The sequence below is a fragment of the Pseudomonas sp. S1_G07 genome (genome assembly GCF_054668565.1).
Genome location: NZ_CP162778.1, coordinates 903,201 through 925,874 on the forward strand (window position 1 = coordinate 903,201; position 22,674 = coordinate 925,874).

The 22,674-nt window shown below is 60.2% G+C and carries 19 protein-coding genes; 6 read left to right on the forward strand and 13 right to left on the reverse strand.

What is annotated here, in order from left to right:
- The 8 genes from AB4O05_RS04270 to AB4O05_RS04305 all read right to left on the reverse strand — a co-directional run bounded on the left by AB4O05_RS04270 (window position 1) and on the right by AB4O05_RS04305 (window position 10,461).
- Window positions 1-672: a M23 family metallopeptidase gene (locus tag AB4O05_RS04270; RefSeq protein ID WP_460132774.1), complete on the reverse strand. Its 672-nt coding sequence runs from the start codon at window positions 670-672 to the stop codon at window positions 1-3.
- A 77-nt stretch (window positions 673-749) separates the two neighbouring features.
- Window positions 750-1,658 (reverse strand): response regulator, encoded by a 909-nt coding sequence (locus AB4O05_RS04275; protein ID WP_460132772.1) that lies wholly within the window; start codon window positions 1,656-1,658, stop codon window positions 750-752.
- A 182-nt stretch (window positions 1,659-1,840) separates the two neighbouring features.
- A complete protein-coding gene (phoU, locus tag AB4O05_RS04280) occupies window positions 1,841-2,602 on the reverse strand; it encodes a phosphate signaling complex protein PhoU (RefSeq protein WP_460132770.1) in 762 nt (253 codons plus the stop codon).
- A 111-nt stretch (window positions 2,603-2,713) separates the two neighbouring features.
- Window positions 2,714-3,547 carry a phosphate ABC transporter ATP-binding protein PstB gene (pstB, locus tag AB4O05_RS04285; protein ID WP_460132769.1) on the reverse strand — a complete coding sequence of 278 codons (834 nt, stop codon included), beginning with the start codon at window positions 3,545-3,547 and terminating at the stop codon, window positions 2,714-2,716.
- A 177-nt stretch (window positions 3,548-3,724) separates the two neighbouring features.
- Window positions 3,725-5,395: a phosphate ABC transporter permease PstA gene (gene pstA / locus AB4O05_RS04290; RefSeq protein ID WP_460132768.1), complete on the reverse strand. Its 1,671-nt coding sequence runs from the start codon at window positions 5,393-5,395 to the stop codon at window positions 3,725-3,727.
- A gap of 15 nt (window positions 5,396-5,410) precedes the next feature.
- Complete coding sequence (locus AB4O05_RS04295; protein ID WP_460137677.1) at window positions 5,411-7,444, reverse strand: ABC transporter permease subunit; 2,034 nt, start codon at window positions 7,442-7,444, stop codon at window positions 5,411-5,413.
- Between the two features lie 483 nt (window positions 7,445-7,927).
- Complete coding sequence (locus AB4O05_RS04300) at window positions 7,928-8,914, reverse strand: phosphate ABC transporter substrate-binding protein PstS (protein WP_016978637.1); 987 nt, start codon at window positions 8,912-8,914, stop codon at window positions 7,928-7,930.
- 257 nt (window positions 8,915-9,171) lie between these two features.
- On the reverse strand, window positions 9,172-10,461 hold the full coding sequence (locus tag AB4O05_RS04305; protein ID WP_460132767.1) for an MFS transporter: 1,290 nt from the start codon (window positions 10,459-10,461) through the stop codon (window positions 9,172-9,174).
- 409 nt (window positions 10,462-10,870) lie between these two features.
- Between AB4O05_RS04305 and AB4O05_RS04310 the strand changes: the two genes are divergently transcribed.
- Together AB4O05_RS04310 and AB4O05_RS04315 are read left to right on the forward strand one after the other, a co-directional pair.
- A complete protein-coding gene (locus AB4O05_RS04310) occupies window positions 10,871-11,275 on the forward strand; it encodes an acyl-CoA thioesterase (RefSeq protein WP_003176975.1) in 405 nt (134 codons plus the stop codon).
- Window positions 11,276-11,332: 57 nt separating this feature from the next.
- Window positions 11,333-12,232 (forward strand): D-hexose-6-phosphate mutarotase, encoded by a 900-nt coding sequence (locus AB4O05_RS04315; RefSeq protein ID WP_460132766.1) that lies wholly within the window; start codon window positions 11,333-11,335, stop codon window positions 12,230-12,232.
- 117 nt (window positions 12,233-12,349) lie between these two features.
- Here AB4O05_RS04315 and AB4O05_RS04320 read toward each other — a convergent pair whose 3' ends face one another.
- The 4 genes from AB4O05_RS04320 to purE all read right to left on the reverse strand — a co-directional run bounded on the left by AB4O05_RS04320 (window position 12,350) and on the right by purE (window position 14,907).
- Window positions 12,350-12,886 carry a DUF3299 domain-containing protein gene (locus AB4O05_RS04320; protein WP_460132764.1) on the reverse strand — a complete coding sequence of 179 codons (537 nt, stop codon included), beginning with the start codon at window positions 12,884-12,886 and terminating at the stop codon, window positions 12,350-12,352.
- Window positions 12,887-12,966: 80 nt separating this feature from the next.
- A complete protein-coding gene (locus AB4O05_RS04325) occupies window positions 12,967-13,212 on the reverse strand; it encodes a GlsB/YeaQ/YmgE family stress response membrane protein (RefSeq protein ID WP_460132763.1) in 246 nt (81 codons plus the stop codon).
- A gap of 106 nt (window positions 13,213-13,318) precedes the next feature.
- Window positions 13,319-14,404: a 5-(carboxyamino)imidazole ribonucleotide synthase gene (locus AB4O05_RS04330; protein WP_460132761.1), complete on the reverse strand. Its 1,086-nt coding sequence runs from the start codon at window positions 14,402-14,404 to the stop codon at window positions 13,319-13,321.
- 11 nt (window positions 14,405-14,415) lie between these two features.
- Window positions 14,416-14,907: a 5-(carboxyamino)imidazole ribonucleotide mutase gene (gene purE, locus AB4O05_RS04335; RefSeq protein ID WP_003213411.1), complete on the reverse strand. Its 492-nt coding sequence runs from the start codon at window positions 14,905-14,907 to the stop codon at window positions 14,416-14,418.
- Window positions 14,908-15,275: 368 nt separating this feature from the next.
- On the opposite strand from purE, the gene AB4O05_RS04340 reads away from it, so the two are divergent.
- Window positions 15,276-17,144: a zinc metalloprotease gene (locus AB4O05_RS04340; RefSeq protein ID WP_460132759.1), complete on the forward strand. Its 1,869-nt coding sequence runs from the start codon at window positions 15,276-15,278 to the stop codon at window positions 17,142-17,144.
- A 56-nt stretch (window positions 17,145-17,200) separates the two neighbouring features.
- Here AB4O05_RS04340 and AB4O05_RS04345 read toward each other — a convergent pair whose 3' ends face one another.
- Complete coding sequence (locus tag AB4O05_RS04345; RefSeq protein WP_460132758.1) at window positions 17,201-18,112, reverse strand: LysR substrate-binding domain-containing protein; 912 nt, start codon at window positions 18,110-18,112, stop codon at window positions 17,201-17,203.
- 182 nt (window positions 18,113-18,294) lie between these two features.
- On the opposite strand from AB4O05_RS04345, the gene aspA reads away from it, so the two are divergent.
- The 3 genes from aspA to AB4O05_RS04360 all read left to right on the forward strand — a co-directional run bounded on the left by aspA (window position 18,295) and on the right by AB4O05_RS04360 (window position 22,616).
- Complete coding sequence (gene aspA, locus AB4O05_RS04350; RefSeq protein WP_460132756.1) at window positions 18,295-19,719, forward strand: aspartate ammonia-lyase; 1,425 nt, start codon at window positions 18,295-18,297, stop codon at window positions 19,717-19,719.
- 390 nt (window positions 19,720-20,109) lie between these two features.
- Window positions 20,110-21,561 carry an alanine/glycine:cation symporter family protein gene (locus AB4O05_RS04355; RefSeq protein WP_460132754.1) on the forward strand — a complete coding sequence of 484 codons (1,452 nt, stop codon included), beginning with the start codon at window positions 20,110-20,112 and terminating at the stop codon, window positions 21,559-21,561.
- A gap of 77 nt (window positions 21,562-21,638) precedes the next feature.
- On the forward strand, window positions 21,639-22,616 hold the full coding sequence (locus AB4O05_RS04360) for an asparaginase (RefSeq protein WP_460132753.1): 978 nt from the start codon (window positions 21,639-21,641) through the stop codon (window positions 22,614-22,616).
- Window positions 22,617-22,674: the final 58 nt, after the last annotated feature.

The window sequence follows — 22,674 nt, forward strand, 5'->3', positions numbered from 1 at the left end:
TCAATTGCCCAACGCAAAGTTGGGCAATGCCCCCACCGGCTGGTTGAACTCATACGGGATCGACACCAGCCCCGCCTCGGTGGCGCGCTGCACCACAAAGTGCAGGTGCGGCCCGCTGCTGTTGCCGGTGTTGCCTGACAGCGCCAGCGGGCTGCCCACCGCCACGCGCTGCCCGGCCCTGACGCTGACCGACCCTTGCTGCAGATGCAGGTACACGGCCTGGGTCCCGTCATCGTGCCGCACCCGCACGAAATTGCCGGATGCATCGCTGCCTCGCCCCGACTGTCCATTTTCGGTTTTCACCACCACCCCGCTGCGGGCCGCAATGATCGGCGTGCCCTCAGGCATGGCGATGTCCATGGCAAAGCGGCTTTTGACGTCAGAGTGGCTGAAACTGCCGTTGGGGCCCTGGGTCAGGCGGAATGGCCCGCCGCGCCAAGGCAAGGGGTAGCGATAGGCCTGCGGCGTAGACCCGGGCTTGGGCATGTCGAGCACCGGCCGTCCAACCCGCTCGACCCTGCGCTCCGGCATCACGAACGCTTGGGCACCGGGGGTTTGTCGGTCGCTGAAGACCACCATGCCGTTGGCATCGGTGGATTTGTAGAGGGTCATGGCCAGGGTCGAGGGAGCGCCCATGGCCAACCCGCAGCACAGCAATAGGCGAAGGAGCATGACGCGAACCTGCCGGGATGACTGAACGGCAGGCTAGCAAGGGATAGTGACAATCTTGTAGTGAGCGGGCTTAAAGGTCAGGCACCCGGCACAAAATGTTTCTGCGCGGTGCCGCGGGCGATCAAGCGGGAGATGTAGTCGAGTTTCTGCGCATCCTGGTCGATAAAGCGGAAAGTCAGCTGCAGCCAGTCGCTGTCGGGCTTGGGCTCGAAAGCGACGATGGCATGCAAGTAGCCGTTGAGGCGGGCCACTTCGGCGTTTTCGCCTTGCTCAAGGTCGAGCACGGCGCTTTCCAACACCTGTGGCAGGACCTCACCGCGACGCACCACCAACAGTGCCTCCTTGAGGCTCAGCGCCTTGATCACACATTGCTGGGTGCCGCTGGACAGGCGCAACTGGCCCTGGCCGCGCGCGCCCACCGGCGCGGTGCTTGGCGCTTTAACCGCTGGGCTGTTGAGCAAGCCATTGTTCGGCGCGGTCGCAACGGCCGCGACGGGCGCCGCGCGTACGGCTTCAGGCTTGCCACCGGTCAGGGCGCTCAGCGAGTCGTTGCCGAACGCCGAGTTCATCTTGGTTGGCGCGCTGGCCACCAGGGCGTCAAGGCGACCAATCTTGTGCAGGGCCTGTTTGACCTTGCTCAGCAACTGCTCGTTGGTGAACGGTTTGCTGACATAACCGGAAACCCCGGCCTGGATCGCCTGGACCACATTCTCTTTGTCGCCACGGCTGGTGACCATCACGAACGGCATCGTCTTGAGGTGCGGCTGCTCGCGGCACCAGGTCAGCAGCTCAAGACCGGACATTTCCGGCATCTCCCAGTCGCACAGCACCAGGTCGAAAGACTCGCGCATCAGTATGGTCTGGGCCTTTTTGCCGTTTACCGCATCTTCAAGCTTGATCCCAGGGAAGTAGTTGCGCAGGCACTTCTTCACCAGGTCGCGGATAAACGAGGCGTCATCCACCACCAATACACTGACTTTACTCATTGACCCTTCATCCTATAAAAACTTCGGCACGCAAAACGCCTGACTGGTGGCATTTTGCCAAAACTCTGTCGGCACGTTCGGGCTTTTTTCGCTTTCGCGTATAAATTAAGTCCGTGCAAAAAATTTAGCTGCCACAAACGAAAACGCCCGACCAAAGGCCGGGCGTTAATTTCTCGGGCAACCTACTTATCGTCAGATTCACCCGGAACATTAGGGATTTGATCGCCGGAGCCTTCAACTTCGGCTTTCATGCGTTTGAGGCCCATGTGCCGTACGTCGGTACCACGGACCAGGTAGATCACCAGTTCCGAGATATTGCGTGCGTGGTCGCCGATACGCTCCAGGGAACGCAGTACCCAGATAATGCTCAAGACCCGCGAGATAGAGCGGGGGTCTTCCATCATGTAGGTGGCCAGCTCACGCAGGGCGGTCTTGTACTCGCGGTCGATGACCTTGTCATACTGGGCCACCGACAGCGCCAGCTCGGCGTCGAAGCGCGCAAAGGCGTCAAGGGCATCACGCACCATGTTGCGCACCTGGTCGCCAATGTGGCGCACTTCCACGTAACCGCGCGGCGCTTCGCCTTCTTCGCACAGTTGGATAGCGCGGCGAGCGATCTTGGTGGATTCATCGCCGATACGCTCCAGGTCGATCACCGACTTGGAGATGCTGATGATCAACCGCAGGTCCGAGGCCGCCGGCTGGCGACGGGCGAGAATGCGCAGGCATTCTTCGTCGATATTGCGTTCCATCTGGTTGATCTGGTCATCGATCTCGCGCACTTGCTGGGCCAGGCCCGAATCGGCCTCGATCAGCGCGGTGACCGCATCGTTGACTTGCTTCTCCACCAGCCCGCCCATTGCCAGGAGGTGGCTGCGCACTTCCTCAAGCTCGGCGTTGAACTGCGCGGAGATGTGGTGGGTTAAGCCTTCCTTCGAAATCATGGTTTTGCTCCGCAAAAGCTGTTAGCCGCAAGCTACAAGCTGCAAGCTGATGTGTGTCGTTGATCAAACTGCTTTTACTTGCCGCTTGAAACTTGCGGCTTGCAGCTGGGGCTAGCCATATCGGCCCGTAATATAGTCTTCGGTCTGTTTCTTCGCCGGATTGGTGAACAGGGTATCGGTATCGCCGAACTCCACCAGCTTGCCCATGTACATGAACGCGGTGTAGTCGGAAACCCGTGCCGCCTGTTGCATATTGTGGGTCACGATCACGATGGTGAACTTGGACTTGAGTTCGTAGATCAGCTCTTCGACTTTCAGCGTCGAGATCGGGTCGAGTGCCGAGCAGGGTTCGTCGAGCAACAGCACTTCCGGCTCCACGGCGATGGTCCGGGCGATCACCAGGCGCTGCTGCTGACCGCCGGACAAACCGAGTGCCGAGTCGTGCAGGCGGTCCTTGACCTCTTCCCACAGCGCCGCGCCCTTCAGGGCCCACTCAACGGCTTCGTCGAGAATGCGCTTCTTGTTGATGCCCTGGATGCGCAGGCCATAAACCACGTTTTCGTAGATGGTCTTGGGGAATGGGTTGGGCTTCTGGAACACCATGCCCACCCGGCGACGCAGCTCGGCCACATCTTCGCCCTTGCGGTAGATGTTGGTGCCGTAGAGGTTGATGGCACCGTCCACGCGGCAACCGTCGACCAGGTCGTTCATGCGGTTGAAGGTACGCAGCAGCGTGGACTTGCCGCACCCCGACGGGCCGATAAAGGCCGTCACGCGCTGCTTGGGGATGTTCATGCTGACGTCGAACAGTGCCTGCTTGTCACCGTAGTACAGGCTCAGGCCCGGTACTTCGATGGCCACGGTTTCTTCAGCCAGGCTCAGGCTCTGCTTGTCGCGACCCAGGGCAGACATGTTGATGCCGTGGGAATGGGTTTCGTGTTGCATGGGATGCTCCCTGTGCTACCAATTCGTTTCAGTGAGCCGCGGCGATTGGGCCTGCGGTTACATCATTCTTCTGTAGGAGCGAGCGTGCTCGCGAAGGTCGTTAACGATAACGCGGGGAGCCAGGATGAACGCGGCGCCCTTGCGTTTCTCGCGAGCAAGCTCGCTCCTACAGGGTTATCAGCTGTCCAACGCCTTGTACTTCTCGCGCAGGTGGTTACGAATCCACACCGCCGACAGGTTGAGCGTGGCGATTACCAGCACCAGCAACAGCGCGGTGGCATACACCAGTGGCCGCGCGGCTTCGACGTTGGGGCTCTGGAAGCCGACGTCATAGATATGGAAGCCCAGGTGCATGATCTTCTGGTCCAGGTGCAGGTATGGGTAGTTGCCGTCCAGCGGCAGCGATGGCGCCAGTTTCACCACACCCACCAGCATCAGCGGCGCCACTTCACCGGCGGCACGGGCCACGGCGAGGATCATGCCGGTCATCATGGCCGGGCTGGCCATCGGCAGCACGATCTTCCACAGCGTTTCCGCCTTGGTCGCGCCGAGTGCCAGGGAGCCTTCACGCACCGTACGAGGAATCCGCGCCAGGCCCTCTTCGGTGGCCACGATCACCACCGGTACCGCCAGCAGCGCCAGGGTCAGCGAAGCCCACAGCAGGCCCGGCGTACCGAAGGTCGGTGCCGGCAGGGCTTCGGCGAAGAACAGGCGGTCAACCGAGCCACCCAATACATACACGAAGAAGCCCAGGCCGAACACGCCATAAACGATGGCCGGCACGCCGGCCAGGTTGTTCACGGCGATACGGATAATGCGCGTCAGGGTGTTCTGCTTGGCGTATTCACGCAGGTAAACCGCCGCCAGCACACCGAACGGTGTCACGATCATCGCCATGATCAGGGTCATCATCACGGTGCCGAAGATGGCAGGGAAAATCCCGCCCTCGGTGTTGGCTTCCCGTGGGTCATCGCTCAAGAACTCCCAGACCTTGCTGAAGTAGAAGCCGATCTTGGTCATCGTGCCCATGGCGTTCGGCTGGTAGGCGTGCACCACTTTGCCGATGCCGATTTCCACTTCCTTGCCGTTCGCATCGCGGGCGGTCAGGGCGTCGCGGTTGAACTGCGCATGCAGATCGGCCAGGCGGGCTTCGATCTCCTGGTAGCGGGCGTTCAGCTCGGCACGGCCTGAGTCCATGTCGGCCTGGGCAGCGGCGTCGAGCTTGCCTTCCAGCTCCAGTTTGCGACCGTGCAGGCGGATGCGTTCCAGGCCGGCGTTGATCGCACCGATATCGGACTTCTCCAGGGTCTTGAGCTGCGCGGCCAGCTTGTTCACGCGGTCGACGCGGGCTTGCAGCTCCGGCCACGCGGCTTCGCCCTCGGCGATCACCTTGCCATCCTGCTTGACGTTGACCAGGGTGCCGTAGAAGTTGCCCCATTCACGCCGCTCGATGGTCATCAGGTTGGTCGGCTTGGTCTGGTCTTTCAACCATTCGCCGACGATCCACGTGAAGTCGTTGCCGTTCAGGTCGCGGTTGCCGACCTTGATCAGCTCACGCGTCATGAATTCCGGGCCTTCGTCCGGCACGGGCAAGCCCGCGCTTTTCAGGCGCTCACGCGGCACTTCCTCTTTCTGCACCACTTCGCCGATGACGATATGGTTTTCCTGGCCCGGTACGTTGTAGTTGGCCTGGATCAGGTCAGCCGGCCAGAAGTGGCCTAAACCACGCACCGCAATCACAGCCAGCAAACCAAGGGTCATGATGACCGCGATGGACACCGCGCCACCGCTGATCCAGACGCCGGGGGCGCCGCTCTTGAACCATCCATTCAGGGAGTTCTGTTTCACAGACTTCTACCTTTCTTAAAGCGACGAGTATTTCTTGCGCAGACGCTGACGGATCAGCTCGGCGAGGGTGTTCATGATGAAGGTGAACAGCAGCAACACCAGTGCCGAGAGAAACAGCACGCGGTAGTGGCTGCCACCGACTTCCGACTCCGGCATCTCTACCGCGACGTTGGCCGCCAGGGTGCGCAAACCTTCGAACAGGTTCATCTCCATCACCGGCGTGTTACCGGTGGCCATCAGCACGATCATGGTCTCGCCCACTGCGCGGCCCATGCCGATCATCAGGGCCGAGAAGATACCCGGGCTGGCAGTCAGGATGACCACGCGGGTCATGGTCTGCCACGGCGTGGCACCCAGGGCCAGGGAGCCCAGGGTCAGGCCGCGCGGCACACTGAATACGGCGTCTTCAGCGATGGAGTAGATGTTCGGGATCACTGCAAAACCCATGGCCAGGCCGACTACCAGGGCGTTGCGCTGGTCGTAGGTTATACCCAAGTCGTGGGAGATCCACATGCGCATGTCGCCACCGAAGAACCAGGTCTCCAGGTACGGGCTCATGTACAGCGACAGCCAACCCACAAACAGGATCACTGGAATCAGGATCGCGCTTTCCCAACCATCGGGAACGCGCAGGCGCAAGGATTCAGGCAGGCGGCTGAAGACGAAACCGGCGACCAGGATGCCAATCGGCAGCAGCATCAGCAGGCTGAAAATCCCCGGTAGATGCCCCTCCACATACGGTGCCAGGAACAGGCCGGCGAAGAAGCCGAGGATCACCGTCGGCATCGCTTCCATCAGTTCGATCACCGGCTTGACCTTGCGGCGCAGGCTGGGGGCCATGAAGTAAGCGGTGTAGATCGCGGCGGCAACCGCCAGTGGCGCAGCCAGCAGCATGGCGTAGAACGCGGCCTTCAAGGTACCGAAGGTCAGCGGTGCCAGGCTCATCTTGGGTTCGAAGTCGGTGTTGGCGGCGGTCGATTGCCAGACGTATTTAGGCTCGTCGTAGTTTTCGTACCAGACCTTGCTCCACAGCGCGCTCCACGAGACTTCCGGGTGCGGGTTGTCGAGCAGCAACGGCTGCAGCTTGCCTCCGGCTTCGACGATCACGTGGTTGGCCCGTGGCGACATGCCAAACAAGCCTTGGCCGTCGACCACCGGCTCCACCAGCAGTGTGCGGTGGGCGGTGCTGTGGAATACGCCAAACTTGCCGGACGCGTCGAGGGCAGTAAAGCCTTTGCGACGTTCTTCGGCGCTGATTTCCATAATCGGCGTGGTGCCCATCTGGAAGGTGCGGATCTGTTTGAGGCGTTGCTCGCCGTCCGGGTCGCGGGCCATGAACCATTGGGCCAGGCCACCCTTGGAATCGCCGACGATCAGCGAGATACCGCCCACCAATTGAGTGCTGGCGGTGATTTCAGCGTTACCGTCGTCCAGCAGCTTGTAGCGACCATTGAGGCTCTTGTCGCGCAAGCTGAACACATCGGCCAGGGCACGACCGTTGATCACGTAAAGCCACTGCTGGCGCGGGTCGATGAAGATCGCCTTCACCGGCTCGGTCATTTGCGGCAACTCGATACGCTTCTGCTCGCTGGTGACCTCACCGGTCATCATGTTTTCTTCGTGGCTCAGGCTCAGCACGTTCAAGTACGAACCGGCCGAGCCCGCAATCACCAGCGATGAATCGGTGGCGTTGAGCGCGACGTGCTCCAGCGGGCGACCGGCTTCATCCAGCACGATCGGCGTTTCACCGTAGGGGTATTCGATCGCTGGGCTGATGGTCTTTTTGCCATCCGGGTAGGACACCTTATAGGTGTGACGGAACACCAGGGACTGGCCATTGGACAAACCGAGGATCACCAGCGGGCTGCCCGGCTGGTCTTCACCAATGGAGGCCACGCTGACACCTGCAGGCAACGGCAGGTCAACGCGCTTGAGTTCGGCACCGGTTTCCAGGTCGAAGAACAGCGCCTGGCCCTTGTCGGAAACCCGCATGGCGACCTGGTTCTGTTCTTCGAGGGAAATCATCAGCGGCTTGCCGGCGTCCTGGATCCAGGCGGGCGTCAGCGCCTCTTCCTTGGTCAACGAGGCGCCCTGGAACAGGGGGGCGACCACATAGCCCAGGAAGAAGAAGATCAGCGTGATCGCGCCGAGGACGGCGAGGCCGCCCACCAGCACGTACCAGCGGGTCAGTCGATCTTTGAGCGCGCGAATGCGGCGCTTGCGTTGCAGCTCAGGCGTATTGAAATCAATGCGCTTGGGAGGAGAAGTCGTCGTCATGGTGGAATTGGCCAGATCATTCATGCGCACACCCTAGCGATCCTGTATGACAGAAAGATGACAATGCAGTGACGCAGGAAATCCGCCGCATGGCAGGGCCGGCAGCGGACTAAAAATTAGGAGTTTCTGTAGGAGCGAGCTTGCTCGCGAAGATCGTCAACGATAACGCGCCACTTCTGAATAAACGCGGTGCTCTATCGTCTTTCGCGAGCAAGCTCGCTCCTACAGAATGGCCGGTCTGCCCGGCCCGGCAACTTAGTTGCCTTCTTTCAGACCCAGGTCAGCCAGGGCCTTGGCGGCAACTTTGGCTGGCAGTGGGATGTAGCCGTCTTTCACCACAACTTCCTGACCCTGTTTGGACAGAACCAGCTTCACGAACTCGGCTTCCAGCGGGGCCAGAGGCTTGTTCGGCGCTTTGTTGACGTAAACGTAGAGGAAACGCGACAGCGGGTATTTGCCGTTCAGGGCGTTTTCTTCGCTGTCTTCGATGAAGTCAGTGCTGCCTTTCTTGGCCAGGGCCACCGTCTTCACGCTTGCAGTCTTGTAGCCGATACCCGAGTAACCGATGCCGTTCAGCGAGGAGCTGATCGACTGCACGACCGAAGCCGAGCCTGGTTGTTCGTTTACGTTAGGCTTGTAGTCGCCTTTGCACAGGGCTTCTTCCTTGAAGTAGCCGTAGGTGCCGGACACCGAGTTACGACCGAACAGTTGCACTGGCTTGTTGGCCAGGTCACCGGTCACGCCCAGGTCGCCCCAGGTTTTCACGTCAGCTTTGCCACCGCACAGACGAGTCGAGGAGAAGATCGCGTCGACTTGCTCCATGGTCAGGTGCTGGATCGGGTTGTCCTTGTGCACGAACACGGCCAGGGCATCCACGGCAACCGGGATAGCGGTTGGCTTGTAGCCGTACTTCTGTTCGAAGGCCGCCAGTTCGGTGTCCTTCATCTTGCGGCTCATCGGGCCCAGGTTGGAGGTGCCTTCGGTCAGCGCAGGTGGCGCGGTGGCGGAACCGGCAGCTTGAATCTGGATGTTGACGTTCGGGTATTCCTTTTTGTAACCCTCAGCCCACAGGGTCATCAGGTTAGCCAGGGTATCGGAACCGACGCTGGACAGGTTGCCCGACACACCAGTGGTCTTAACGTAAGCCGGGATTGCCGGGTCAACACCAGCGGCCACCGCGTTGGCAGTCGCAACGCCAGCAGCGACAAAGGTCATTGCCGCCATCAAACGCTTCAGTTTCATGCCTTACTCCTAGCAGATAGGGATAGTTGGATCGGGGCCAAGTATCAGTAGGCCGTGTGAACACTCTATGTCTGAAATATGACAATTAGATGAAAGGCCAGCATTGAGAGAAAACGCTGGCGGGAGGGAGAAAGGCTTGGAAACACGGGGTAATACGCGGGTAACGCGGTAATTCAGAAACACTCTGTAATCGTTGAGTGAGCACATTTACCGTGGCGAGGGAACTTGCGCCCTCGCCAACGGGAGCCGGGCTGGTTTTACCGCCCACGCTTCCACAGATACCCACCCACCACCATCCCCATCACACACAGGGCAGCGACGTAGTAAGCGGGGCCCATCGCGCTTTCCTTCATCAACAGCGACACCGCCAGCGGCGTCAGGCCGCCAAACACCGCGTAGGCCACGTTGTAGGAGAACGACAAACCACTGAAGCGCACCACCGGCGGAAAGGCTTTGACCATTACGTAAGGCACTACGCCGATGGTGCCGACAAACAAGCCGGTCAGCGCATAGAGTGGGAACAGCCAGTCCGGGTGGGCCATGAGGCTGTGATAAAGCGTCCAGGACGTGGCCAGCAGCAGTGCGCAACCGCCGGCCAGTACGCGGCCCGCACCGAAGCGGTCGGCCAGGGCACCGGAGGCGATGCAGCCCAGGCTCAGGGTCACGATGGCCAGGCTGTTGGCTTGCAGCGCAACGGTCGGGCTGAAGTGGTAGACGGTTTGCAGCACGGTCGGGGTCATGAGAATGACCACCACCACGCCAGCCGACAGCAACCAGGTCAACAGCATCGATAGCACGATGGCGCCGCGGTGGTCGCGCAGTACCGCGCGCAACGGCAGTTCGGCGGCCAGGGTCTTGCGCTGCTGCATCTCGGCGAAGATCGGCGTTTCATGCAGCCAGCGACGCAGGTACACCGACAACAGGCCGAACACACCGCCGAGCAGGAACGGGATGCGCCAGGCGTAATCCGAGACCTGCTCCGGGCTATAAAGCGTGTTGATCGCCGTGGCCACCAGCGAACCCAGCAGGATACCGGCGGTAAGGCCGCTGGTCAGAGTGCCGCAGGCGTAGCCGATATGGCGCGGCGGCACGTGCTCGGAGACGAACACCCAGGCGCCCGGGACTTCGCCGCCAATCGCCGCACCCTGGATGACGCGCATCAGCAGCAGCAGGAGCGGTGCCCACAGGCCGATCTGCGCGTAGGTCGGCAGCAGGCCCATGATCAGCGTCGGCACGGCCATCATGAAGATACTCAAGGTGAACATTTTCTTGCGCCCCAGCAGGTCGCCGAAGTGCGCCATGATGATGCCGCCCAGCGGGCGTGCCAGGTAACCGGCGGCGAAAATGCCGAAGGTCTGCATCATGCGCAGCCATTCGGGCATGTCGACGGGGAAGAACAGTTTTCCGACCACGGTGGCGAAAAACACGAAAATAATGAAATCATAAAATTCCAGCGCCCCGCCCAAGGCAGACAGCGACAGGGTTTTGTAGTCGTTGCGGGTCAGCGGGCGCGTCGGTTGCGCGCTGCTTGCGGGCACGGAGGACATGGCAAGGCTTCTCTTATAGTAATCAACGTAATAAGGACGGCACGCCCGTGACTGGCGGCGGGTCTGGCAAGATAGCAAATCGCCTGAAAAAGCACAGCGCCATGAGAACAGTTGCCCGCTAAAGCCCCGATACAGCCTCTATTTACCGACCAAATGAGCGCCGGGAGGTCGTCGTGACGCCAGGGTGTCGATATACTCGGCCCTTGCAAGCGCAAGACCCGCAGTCTTGAGGGGCTGCTGTGCCAAACCGCCGTTGGGCGCCATCCAGCCGATTTGGCAGAGTTTCCCTTTAGTACGCCTTACGAGAAACGTATCGAACGGAGTATGTTTGTGCTGAAACGTTTTTCTAACAGTCGGCTATCCACCTTGCTCCACCTATAAAAGCGTCACGGGTCAGAGGCCCCCCGGCATGATCGAACTCGAACAAGAAGATCCTATCCCGCAAGGCGACCTCGCCCTGCAAATCACTGCGCTTCCGCGCGAAACCAACGGTTTTGGCGACATCTTCGGCGGCTGGCTGGTCGCGCAGATGGACCTGGCCGGCACGGCCATGGCCAGCAAGGTCGCCGGCGGACGCGTCGCCACCGTGGCTATCGACCGCATGGCGTTCCTGGTACCGGTCGCGGTGGGCGCGCAGTTGTCCTTTTATACCCAGGCCCTGGAAATCGGCCGCAGCTCGATCCAGATGATGGTCGAAGTGTGGAGCGATGACCCGCTGTCCAGCGAATGGCGCAAGGTGACCGAAGCGGTCTTTGTATTCGTCGCCATCGACGGCAGTGGTCGCACACGCTCGGTACCCTCGCGCGCACGTTAAACCTCGCCGGGTTTTGACGGTCAATTGCCCCATTGCCTGCCATTGAGAGTGCTGTGTATGCCTACGCCCCACGTTGAAACCGTGAAAATCGACGAACTGGACTGCTGGCGCATCCGCCACAACGGCGCCGAACTGATGGTGGCCCACCAGGGTGCGCATATCTTCAGTTACCAACGTGACGGCGAGCAGCCGTTGATCTGGCAGAACGCGGCAGCCGTCTTCAAGCAAGGCAAAGGTATCCGGACCGGCGTCCCGGTGTGCTGGCCGTGGTTTGGCGTGTTTGACCGCAACCCGCACAGCGTGAAGGCGATGCGTCAGAGCGACCAGCCGGCCGGCGCCCATGGTTTTGCGCGTACTGCGCTGTGGGAATTGGCCGAGACCGCGCTTGAAGGCGAAACACTGCGCGTGGACCTGCGACTGCCAGTGCCGGCAGGCGGCTTCCCTGGCTGGCCCCATCAGGTCGACCTGAAGCTGAGCCTGCAGCTGGACGAGCAACTGCATATTCGCCTGACCAGCCACAACTGCGGCACCGACACCGTGACTCTCAGCCAGGCACTGCACAGCTACTTCGCCGTGAGCGATGTGCGCAATGTGCAGGTCGAGGGTCTGGAGGGAGCGGCGTACATCGATACCGCCGATGGCTGGAGCGAGAAGACACAAGCCGGCCTGCTGCACTTCAGCGCCGAGACCGACCGCATCTACCTCGATACGCCCGCGCAGCTGAACATCATCGACAAGGACTGGCAACGCCGTATCCAACTCACCAGCGAAGGCTCGAGGTCGACGGTGGTCTGGAACCCTTGGACCGAACGCGCCAAGGCCTTCGACGACATGGCCGACGACGGCTGGCAGGGCATGCTGTGCGTCGAGACAGCGAATGTGCTGGGCGATGTGATAAACCTGGCTCCCGGTGAAAGCCACACCCTGAGCGTGAGCATCACCGCTATCGCCTTGTAAACCCAATCAAAAATGTAGGAGCTGGCTTGTCTGCGATAGCATCGCCTCGGTACAACTGATACACCGAGTCGTCTGTATCGCAGGCAAGCCAGCTCCCACATTGATTTGCGGTGTGATCTAGAGATCGGACTCCTTCACCACCCGCACCTTCCCCGCATCCAGCGCATACGCCGCGTCCGCCAGGTCGTTGTTGACCTTTTCAACCTTCAAGGTGCCGGTGACCCACAGCGGTGTGTAGATATCGTCCAGCTTCAAGCCCTTGGGATAACGCACCAGCACCAACTGGTTAGGCGGCGGTGGCGGCACGTGGATGCACGCACCTGGGTACGGCACCAGGAAGAACAGCGTACTGCGGCCCTTGGCGTCGGTTTCCAACGGCACGGGGTAGCCGCCGATGCGGATGTTCTTGCCATTCATGGCGGCTACCGTTTTGGTGGAATACATCACCGCCGGCAGGCCTTTGCTCTGCTTCAAGCCACCCTTTTCGGTAAAGGTGCCCTGGGCTTCGGGGGAGTTGTGATCAATTTCGGGCATCGCCTCGAGGGCTTTCTGGTCCGACAGCGGCATCAGGTCGAGCCAGTCGGTTTCCGGCAGTTCACCGGCGTGCGCCAGGCCAGCGCCCAGCAGGAGGAGAGTCAAGAGTAGACGGCGCATGAAGAAGAAGCTCGGCAAGTACAAGTGCCGAGCATTCTAGCCCGCTGCGCCTGCGCAGCGCAGAGGACTTTGTCGGCTGATCAGTTCTTTTTGATCAGGCCGTAGAGCACCAGCAGCACAATGGCACCGACCAATGCGCCAAGGAAGCCCGCACCTTGACCCGCCTGGTAGATCCCCAGTGCCTGACCCCCGTAGGTCGCGGCCAGGGAACCGGCGATACCCAGCAGGATGGTCATGATCCAGCCCATGCTGTCGTCGCCAGGCTTGAGGAAACGCGCGAGCAGGCCGACGATCAAGCCGATAAAGATGGTTCCGATGATACCCATGGCATTTCCCTCTGAATGTAGGTGAACTATGCCAAAGCCTGGACAGGCTTTGGCATCCTGCAATCAGAGGATGGCGACTACCAAATGGTTCCCGCCATTGCGAGGCTTATCTCTCGGCGATCAACGCTTCGACCTTGAGGATCTGCGCTTGCAGCGTCGCACGGTCCTGGCAGCGCAGGTTGGCGTGGCCGACCTTGCGCCCGGCCTTGAAGGCTTTGCCGTAGTGGTGCAGGTGGCAATCATCGATCGCAATCACGCGCTCCACCGGCGGCACCTCACCGATAAAGTTGAGCATGGCGCTCTCGCCCACCTTGGCCGTGGAGCCCAGCGGCAAGCCCGCGATAGCGCGCAGGTGGTTTTCGAACTGGCTGCACTCGGCACCTTCGGTGGTCCAGTGCCCGGAGTTATGCACGCGCGGGGCGATTTCGTTGGCCTTGAGGCCACCGTCGACTTCAAAGAACTCGAACGCCATCACGCCAACGTAATCCAGCTGCTTGAGCACGCGGCTGGAATAGTCTTCGGCCAGCGCCTGCAGCGGATGATCGGTGCTGGCCACGGACAGCTTGAGGATGCCGCTGTCGTGGGTGTTGTGTACCAACGGGTAGAAGCGGGTTTCGCCATCACGGGCACGCACGGCAATCAGCGAGACTTCACCGGTAAACGGCACAAAGCCTTCCAGCAGGCAGGCAACGCTGCCCAGTTCGGCAAAGGTGCCCACCACATCAGCCGCGGTGCGCAGGACTTTCTGGCCCTTGCCGTCGTAACCCAGCGTGCGGGTTTTCAGTACAGCCGGCAGGCCGATGCTGGCGACGGCGGCGTCGAGGTCTGCCTGGGACTGGATATCGGCGAAGGCCGGCGTCGGGATGCCCAGGTCCTTGAACATGCTCTTCTCGAACCAGCGGTCGCGAGCGATGCGCAGGGCTTCGGCGCTCGGGTACACCGGCACGAACTGCGACAGGAACGCCACGGTCTCAGCCGGGACGCTTTCGAACTCGAAGGTCACCAGGTCGACTTCGTCAGCCAGCTGGCGCAGGTGGTCCGGGTCGCTGTAGTCAGCCCGCAGGTGTTCACCCAGGGCGGCCGCACAAGCGTCCGGCGCCGGGTCCAGGAAAGCGAAGTTCATCCCCAGCGGGGTTCCCGCCAGCGCCAGCATGCGGCCCAGTTGGCCGCCACCGATTACACCGATTTTCATCGTCAACAACCTCAGGCGATACGTGGGTCTGGATTGTCCAGCACGCTGTCTGTCTGCTCGGCGCGGAATTTTTTCAGCGCCGCGTGGAACTGCGGGTGCTTGGCGCCCAGGATGCTGGCGGACAGCAGCGCTGCGTTGATCGCGCCGGCCTTGCCAATCGCCAGGGTGGCCACCGGAATACCGGCTGGCATCTGCACGATGGACAACAGCGAATCCACGCCCGAGAGCATCGACGACTGCACCGGCACACCGAGCACCGGCAGGTGGGTTTTGGCCGCACACATGCCCGGCAGGTGCGCTGCACCGCCGGCACCGGCGATGATCACCTCGATGCCACGGGATTCTGCTTCATCGGCATACTGGAACAGCAGGTCCGGGGTGCGGTGGGCAGAGACCACCTTCACTTCATACGGAATGCCGAGTTTTTCCAGCATATCGGCGGTGTGGCTAAGGGTGGACCAATCGGACTTGGAGCCCATGATCACGCCAACCAATGCACTCATCGTCGTGCCTCTTCTCTCTGGGCGCCCGCAGGCGCGTCAAAAAACAACAAGCCACGCGGGAAATCCGGCGTGGCTTGTTGTACGAAATTTGGCCGGTTGGACCGGCCGAAGGCCGCGCAGTATACCGTAATAAAACAGATAAACAGCCCCCTTGGCGACCATCTGTCTTGCTGGGTTAAACCTGCCCTTCTGACTTCAAAGTCAATATGTCGACGGTCATGACAACGCCAAACACCTCATATGCTTTTTATTCATTGATTTAAGAAAATCACTACAACACATGCCCGTTATTCGTCGATGCACTCAACAAAATAATCCTTATCCTCTTACTTACCATGCATGGCCCAGTAAAAATTAAGGAAGATAAAATGACTGAACTGACATATGAAACACCTATATTGCCATACCCGGAGGAAATCATTACGTTGGAATCGCCTCTACCGGCGATGATATTGAACAGTCTGAGCGAAAACGCAAAACACTCACTGAGTGCCGCATTCAACTTCGTAGAGCATGCCTTCGAAGCGCTGAACAGGGCCATCAGCCCTTTCGCGAGCGAAGCCGCGCTGGAAGAAATTTTTTACCTGACTCCGCAAGAGCTTGAAGATGATGCACCTGCGCCGGTTCCAAAAAAACTAACCAAGGTTATTGACTCAGCTCTGTTCATGACGACCACCCTCACCCACTACACCAGAGAATGTGTTTTTTTCCGCTATACAAACGAAAAGTTGTACCGACTGTCCGCTCCTTATCAGCACGCACTTGAAAATATACTATTTGAGATTCGGAGCGTGCTGTACTACTTGGATCACATCGATAATTTTTGGGCTGCCCCACATTATTTTTCACACCTGACCAATAAAGAGTATATGGCTCGGTCGATGGCGGTCCAGTTGCAATGTGCCAGCAACCTAAGAGCAGAAAATCATTCTCTGACCCTAGAGAGTGTTTCCTTAATACTACGCCTTGCTTACCCCGGCATAAAACCTGATGCTCACTTTTATAGGGTGGCGCTTACTCAACAAGCGCACAACACCAATATTTCGCTCATCGGTGTGTTTCTGATCTCGAATGAGGCTGAAGACTCTCCAGGGAATATGAACCCCTGTGTGCTGTATATACCCGGTAGCGAGATACAACAATTTGACTCTATCGCCCAAATGAAACTCTATTTGGCGACCCATCTGATCAACCCGCTGGTGTCACCAAACCCTCTACCCCCTTGCGTAGTTCTATCCCAGCACAGCGTCCTGTGGAACCTGACCCAACAAGGCGCATTGAATGAGCGCAATATCAGCCTGACGCCTTTAGACGTGACCCCTGATTTTTTCAGCAATCACATCCAGTTGCTGATCGACCAACAGAAACAGAACATCACCTATCTGTGGTCACAAACGCACTTCCCGGGAGCCCCTACAGAACTGCAGGGACGTTTGCCGCGTTATTGGATAGATCCCGGCGCGTTCGATTTTTTCGGCAGCACTGTGAACAACCATGCGATCCCTGCATTAGAGGCCTGGCAAAAAGGTCTTGTCCCTATCGTGGTGCCAGAGAATAACTCCCCCTCTGAATCACCCTCCGTGCCAACCATCACAACACCAGACAACCAGCCAAGATCATTACAGCCCATTAAACTGCATGTTATTCTTCACCACGATCTGGCGCTTGACCCCTGGGAACTTTTATCAGAACTTTACTTTAACTGGTCCGTCGGAACGCACACATTCGACTCAATAAAAAGAGATTACTTTTCCTGGATGATCAGCGAACTTGAACAACTCTCGGGTCGCACCGTCGAGCTTATAGAAATCAAAAAGGAGGCGGCGCCCGAACTGCACAACTTCAGCTACATCGGAAACTCTCTTGAAGACGTCAGCCATCGGTGGGTGAGTGCGATGACCGAATATTTAAATAAAATATCGCTAACCACTTCGCCCCTCGACAAATTTATCCTGCTCACTCGCCACGACATAATTCCTTATCAGGTAGCGGGTTTCGCCAACTTCCTTGGCGGTGATTTTGCAATCGCGGCAATCACCAACCGCAAGACAGCCGCGCACGAAGTAGGTCACATGCTGGGGGCGAAGCATGACGCAGGGGAAATTATCTACAATGGTTGGTGGAGCCAAACCACGATGAGAGAGGTGGACCACCTCTCATTTCTACGCCTCAATGCCTATCGATTCAGCGACAGGAACAGAGAACACATCAAAACTTACCTCAATCAATTTGATTGATTAGCGCCACCGTCCGGCCAAATAAGGGTGAAGGCCCAATAGCGGTTTTCACCCTTTCAGCCCGTGGTATTCGCCGCGCCACCTTCGAGCTTGCGCCACAACAACCGCACATTCGCCTTGCGCACCAACGCACAGCGATACAAACGAATCTCCAACGGCACATGCCATTGCGGCCCGCCGCACACCACCAACTCACCACGAGCCAGTTCGGCGCGTACGCTCAGTTGCGGCACCCAGGCGATGCCCAGGCCTTCCAGGGCCATGCTCTTGAGGCTGTCAGCCATCGCGGTTTCATACACCGTGGTAAAGCGCAGCGCACGCTGGCGCAGCAGCAGGTGCACCGAGCGGCCCAGGAACGCGCCCGCGCTGTAGGCCAACAACGGCACGCTGCCCTCGCCTTCCAGGTCGAACAACGGCTTGCCGTCGGCATCGGCAGCGCACACCGGGAGCATTTCGGTGTCGCCCAAGTGCAGCGACGGGAAGATCTCGGCGTCCATCTGCATCGCCGCGTCCGGGTCGTAGAAGGCCAGCATCAGGTCACAGCCGCCTTCACGCAGGGCGTGCACGGCGTCGCCGACGTTGGTGGCGACCAGGCGCGTGGCGATGTTCAGGCCTTCGTTGCGCAATTGCGCGATCCAGCGTGGGAAGAAGCCCAGTGCCAGGGAGTGGGCGGCGGCCACTTGCATGACTTCGCCCTGCCCGCCTTCCAGGTGATGCAAATGGCGCAGTACTTCACCGAGCTGTTCGACCACCGTGCGCGCAGTCACCAGGAACAACTGCCCCGCCGCCGTCAGCTCAACCGGCGTACGCGAGCGGTTGACCAGGGTCAGGCCCAAGGCCGCTTCCAGGCTACGGATGCGCCGACTGAACGCCGGCTGGGTGACAAAGCGCCGTTCCGCCGCCTGGGAAAAGCTGCGCGTGGCTGCCAGGGCGCTGAAGTCTTCCAGCCATTTGCTCTCAAGGTTCATCACTGCCTCCCACGGATACGCACCATTTTGGCACACACGCCCGCCATGATAGCCGGGTCACACCGGCATTATGCCGTTTATGCATAGGCCAGTGTTTAACAGCATTGGCCCAAAAATTCGTACAGGCCTAGCATTCGCAGCGTTCCGGCCAGTTCCGGGTCCCTATCGAGATGATTTCCGTCATGTCCTCTGCTGCATCTTTCCGTACAGAAAAAGACCTGCTTGGCGTACTCGAAGTACCTGCTCAAGCGTATTACGGCATCCAGACCCTGCGCGCGGTGAATAACTTCCGCCTCTCGGGCGTTCCGATTTCGCATTACCCGAAATTGGTGGTCGGTCTGGCAATGGTCAAGCAAGCAGCCGCTGATGCCAACCGTGAGTTGGGCCAGCTCAGCGAAGCCAAGCACGCTGCCATCAGCGAAGCTTGTGCCCGTGTGATCCGCGGCGATTTCCACGAAGAGTTCGTGGTGGACATGATTCAAGGTGGCGCCGGCACTTCAACCAACATGAATGCCAACGAAGTGATCGCCAACATCGCGCTGGAGGCCATGGGTCACCAGAAGGGCGAATACCAGTACCTGCACCCCAACAACGACGTGAACATGGCGCAGTCGACCAACGACGCCTACCCGACCGCGATCCGTCTGGGTCTGCTGCTGGGCCATGACGCGCTGCTGGCCAGCCTCGACAGCCTGATCCAAGCCTTCGCCGCCAAAGGCGTCGAGTTCGGCCATGTGCTGAAAATGGGCCGCACCCAATTGCAAGACGCCGTGCCGATGACCCTCGGCCAGGAATTCCGCGCGTTCGCCACCACCCTGGGTGAAGACCTGGCGCGCCTGAAAACCCTGGCGCCGGAGCTGCTGACCGAAGTCAACCTGGGCGGCACCGCCATCGGTACCGGCATCAACGCCGACCCGCGTTACCAGGCCCTGGCCGTACAACGCCTGGCGATCATCAGCGGCCAGCCCGTGGTTCCGGCAGCCGACCTGATCGAAGCCACCTCCGACATGGGCGCGTTCGTGCTGTTCTCCGGCATGCTCAAGCGTACCGCGGTAAAGCTGTCGAAGATCTGCAACGACCTGCGCCTGCTGTCCAGCGGCCCACGCACCGGCATCAACGAGATCAACCTGCCAGCGCGCCAGCCAGGCAGCTCGATCATGCCCGGCAAGGTCAACCCGGTGATCCCGGAAGCCGTCAACCAGGTCGCGTTCCAAGTGATCGGCAACGACCTGGCCCTGACCATGGCGGCCGAAGGCGGCCAACTGCAACTGAACGTGATGGAGCCGCTGATCGCCTTCAAGATCTTCGACTCGATCCGCCTGCTGCAGCGCGCCATGGACATGCTGCGCGAGCACTGCATCGTCGGCATCACCGCCAACGAAGCGCGCTGCCGCGAACTGGTGGAGCACTCCATCGGCCTGGTCACCGCACTGAACCCGTACATCGGCTATGAAAACGCCACCCGCATCGCGCGTATCGCCCTTGAAAGCGGCCGCGGCGTGCTGGAACTGGTGCGTGAAGAAGGCTTGCTCGACGACGCCATGCTCGACGACATCCTGCGCCCCGAAAACATGATTGCCCCACGCCTAGTCCCACTGAAGGCCTAAGCGTTTGTTGCACCGCTCACCAGGTTGAGGGACTAGACACCTCTCACCTTTTGAGGGCCTGAAGGCTCGTTCTTCAGGCCCTTTTTTTGCTTCGAGGTTGTGAAATGACGCCCATAAAAAATCCAATATCGCACCACAAACCCACCTCCCCTGTAACGGCTTGGCTGAAACCTTTAATCGGCCCGGGCAGACGGATCACGTTCGCCTAGGTATAGTGCCGCCCCTCTTCGCATCTGCGGCCGTCGACAACGCGGCTAGCACGCAGCGAAAGCGCATGAATAACAACACCCGCAAAAGGATTGGCATCGAAGCGTCGTGCACTGCCTGGTGCTGAGCGATGCGTCGAACCGTCCTGCGTTTGTCATTAGAAAAATCAGCGAGGAACACTCCATGCTAGAAGTCATCAACGACTTCCTCTCAGGGAAAGTACTGATCGTGCTCATTGTCGGGCTCGGCGGTTATTTCACGATCCGCTCGCGTTTCGTTCAGTTTCGTCACTTCTTCCACATGTTCGCGGTGTTTCGCGACAGCCTCAAGAGCAGCGCCGGCCAACTCAGTTCGTTCCAGGCGCTGATGCTCAGCCTGGCCGGCCGCGTAGGTGCCGGTAACATCGCCGGTGTCGGCATTGCCGTGACCCTGGGCGGCCCCGGTGCGGTGTTCTGGATGTGGGTCACCGCGTTGGTGGGCATGTCCTCGAGCTTTATCGAGTGCTCCCTCGGCCAGCTGTACAAGCGCACCGACGCCGAAGGCACCTACCGTGGCGGCCCGGCCTATTACATCCAGCACGGTTTGCACAAGCGCTGGCTGGGTATGGTCATGGCGTTCCTGCTGCTGGTGACGTTCGGCTTTGCCTTCAACGGCCTGCAAGCCCATGCCGTGACCCACTCGCTGAACAACGCCTTTGGCCTCGACACCACCTACACCGGCCTGGCGCTCGCGGTATTGCTGGGCCTGGTGTTCATCGGTGGGATCAAGCGCATTGCCTCGATCGCCGACCTGCTGGTGCCGGTCAAGACTCTGGTCTATATCGCCGTGACCCTGTACGTGATCGTGCTGCAATTCGACCACGTACCGGCCATGCTCGCGACCATCGTCAAGAGCGCTTTCGGCCTCGACCAAGCCTTTGGTGGCCTGGTGGGCAGTGCGATCATCATGGGCGTCAAGCGCGGTGTGTTCGCCAACGAAGCCGGCCTGGGCAGTGCGCCCAACGTGGCGGCAGTGGCCTCGGTGGAACACCCGATCGCCCAAGGCGTGGTGCAGGCGTTCAGTGTGTTCCTCGACACCTTCGTGATCTGCACCTGCACCGCGCTGCTGATCCTGCTCTCCGGTTTCTACACCCCGGGCTTTGAAGGCGACGGCATTGCGCTGACCCAGAATTCCCTGGCCGCGGTCGTGGGTGACTGGGGCCGCATGTTCATCTCGGTGGCCCTGGCGTTGTTCGTGTTTACCTCGATCATGTACAACTACTACCTCGGCGAGAGCAACCTGCGCTTCCTGGTGGGTAACAACCGTAAAGTGCTGATGGGCTACCGCGCACTGGTGCTGGTGCTGATCTTCTGGGGTTCCATCGAGAACCTGAGCACCGTGTTCGCCTTTGCCGACATCACCATGACCATGCTGGCCTTCGTTAACCTGTTCGCCCTGGCGTTCCTGTTCAAGATCGCCATGCGCATCCTGAACGACTACGACAGCCAGCGCGCGGCGGGCATCAAGACCCCGGTGTTCGATTCCAGCCAGTTCCTGGACCTGGACCTGGACCGCAAGGCCTGGCCGGCCAACCCAGTGAAGTCTGAGCCAGCGGCTCAAGCATCGGCTGAACTGAACGCTCAAACGCAACGCTGAGTGTAGATAGATGACACGCCGCCCGGCCTTGGGCATGCTCTGGGCCCGGCGGCGTTTTTCGTTCAGGAGATTCTTCGATGCAACCAGCTAACAACGTCATGGTGCTCTACACCGGCGGCACCATCGGCATGCAGGCCAGCGCCAATGGCCTGGCCCCCGCGTCCGGATTCGAAGCGCGCATGCGTGAACAGCTTGCCCACCTGCAGGTACCCGCCTGGCGTTTCCGGGAAATGGCTCCGCTGATCGACAGCGCCAACATGACCCCCGCCTATTGGCAGCGTCTGCGCACCGCCGTGGTTGAAGCGGTGGACGCGGGCTGCGACGCGGTGCTGATCCTGCACGGCACCGACACCCTGGCCTACAGCGCGGCCGCCATGAGCTTCCAACTGCTGGGGCTGCCGGCACCGGTGCTGTTCACCGGTTCGATGTTGCCGGCCGGCGTGCCCGACAGCGATGCCTGGGAAAACGTCAGCGGCGCGCTGGTCGCCCTCGGCGGCGGCCTGGAGGCAGGTGTGCAATTGTATTTCCACGGCGAGCTGATGGCGCCGACCCGCTGCGCGAAAATCCGCAGTTTCGGTCGCCATCCGTTTGCCGCGCTGCGCCGCAATGGCGGCGCGGCCAAGGCCGATTCGATCCCGCACGCCTTGGGCTATCGTCAGGGCAAAGGGCTGGCAACTGTCGGCGTACTGCCATTGGTGCCAGGCATTGGCGCCGCGCAGTTGGACGGCCTGATCAACAGCGGCATTCAGGCACTGGTGCTGGAATGCTTCGGCAGCGGTACCGGACCGAGCGATAACCCCGCCTTCCTTGCCAGCCTCAAGCGCGCGCAGGATCAAGGTGTGGTAGTGGTCGCGATCACGCAATGCCATGAAGGCGGCGTGGAGCTGGATGTCTACGAGGCCGGCAGCCGCCTGCGTGGCGTCGGCGTGCTGTCGGGGGGCGGCATGACCCGTGAAGCGGCGTTCGGCAAGCTCAATGCCCTGATCGGGGCCGGGCTCGACACCCAGGAAGTCCGCCGCCTGGTGGAACTGGACCTGTGCGGCGAGCTGCGCTGAACCCCGCTGACTGAAAGTACATAGTTACCCTTCTGTCTGTCTTGCCAGTTCTAGCATG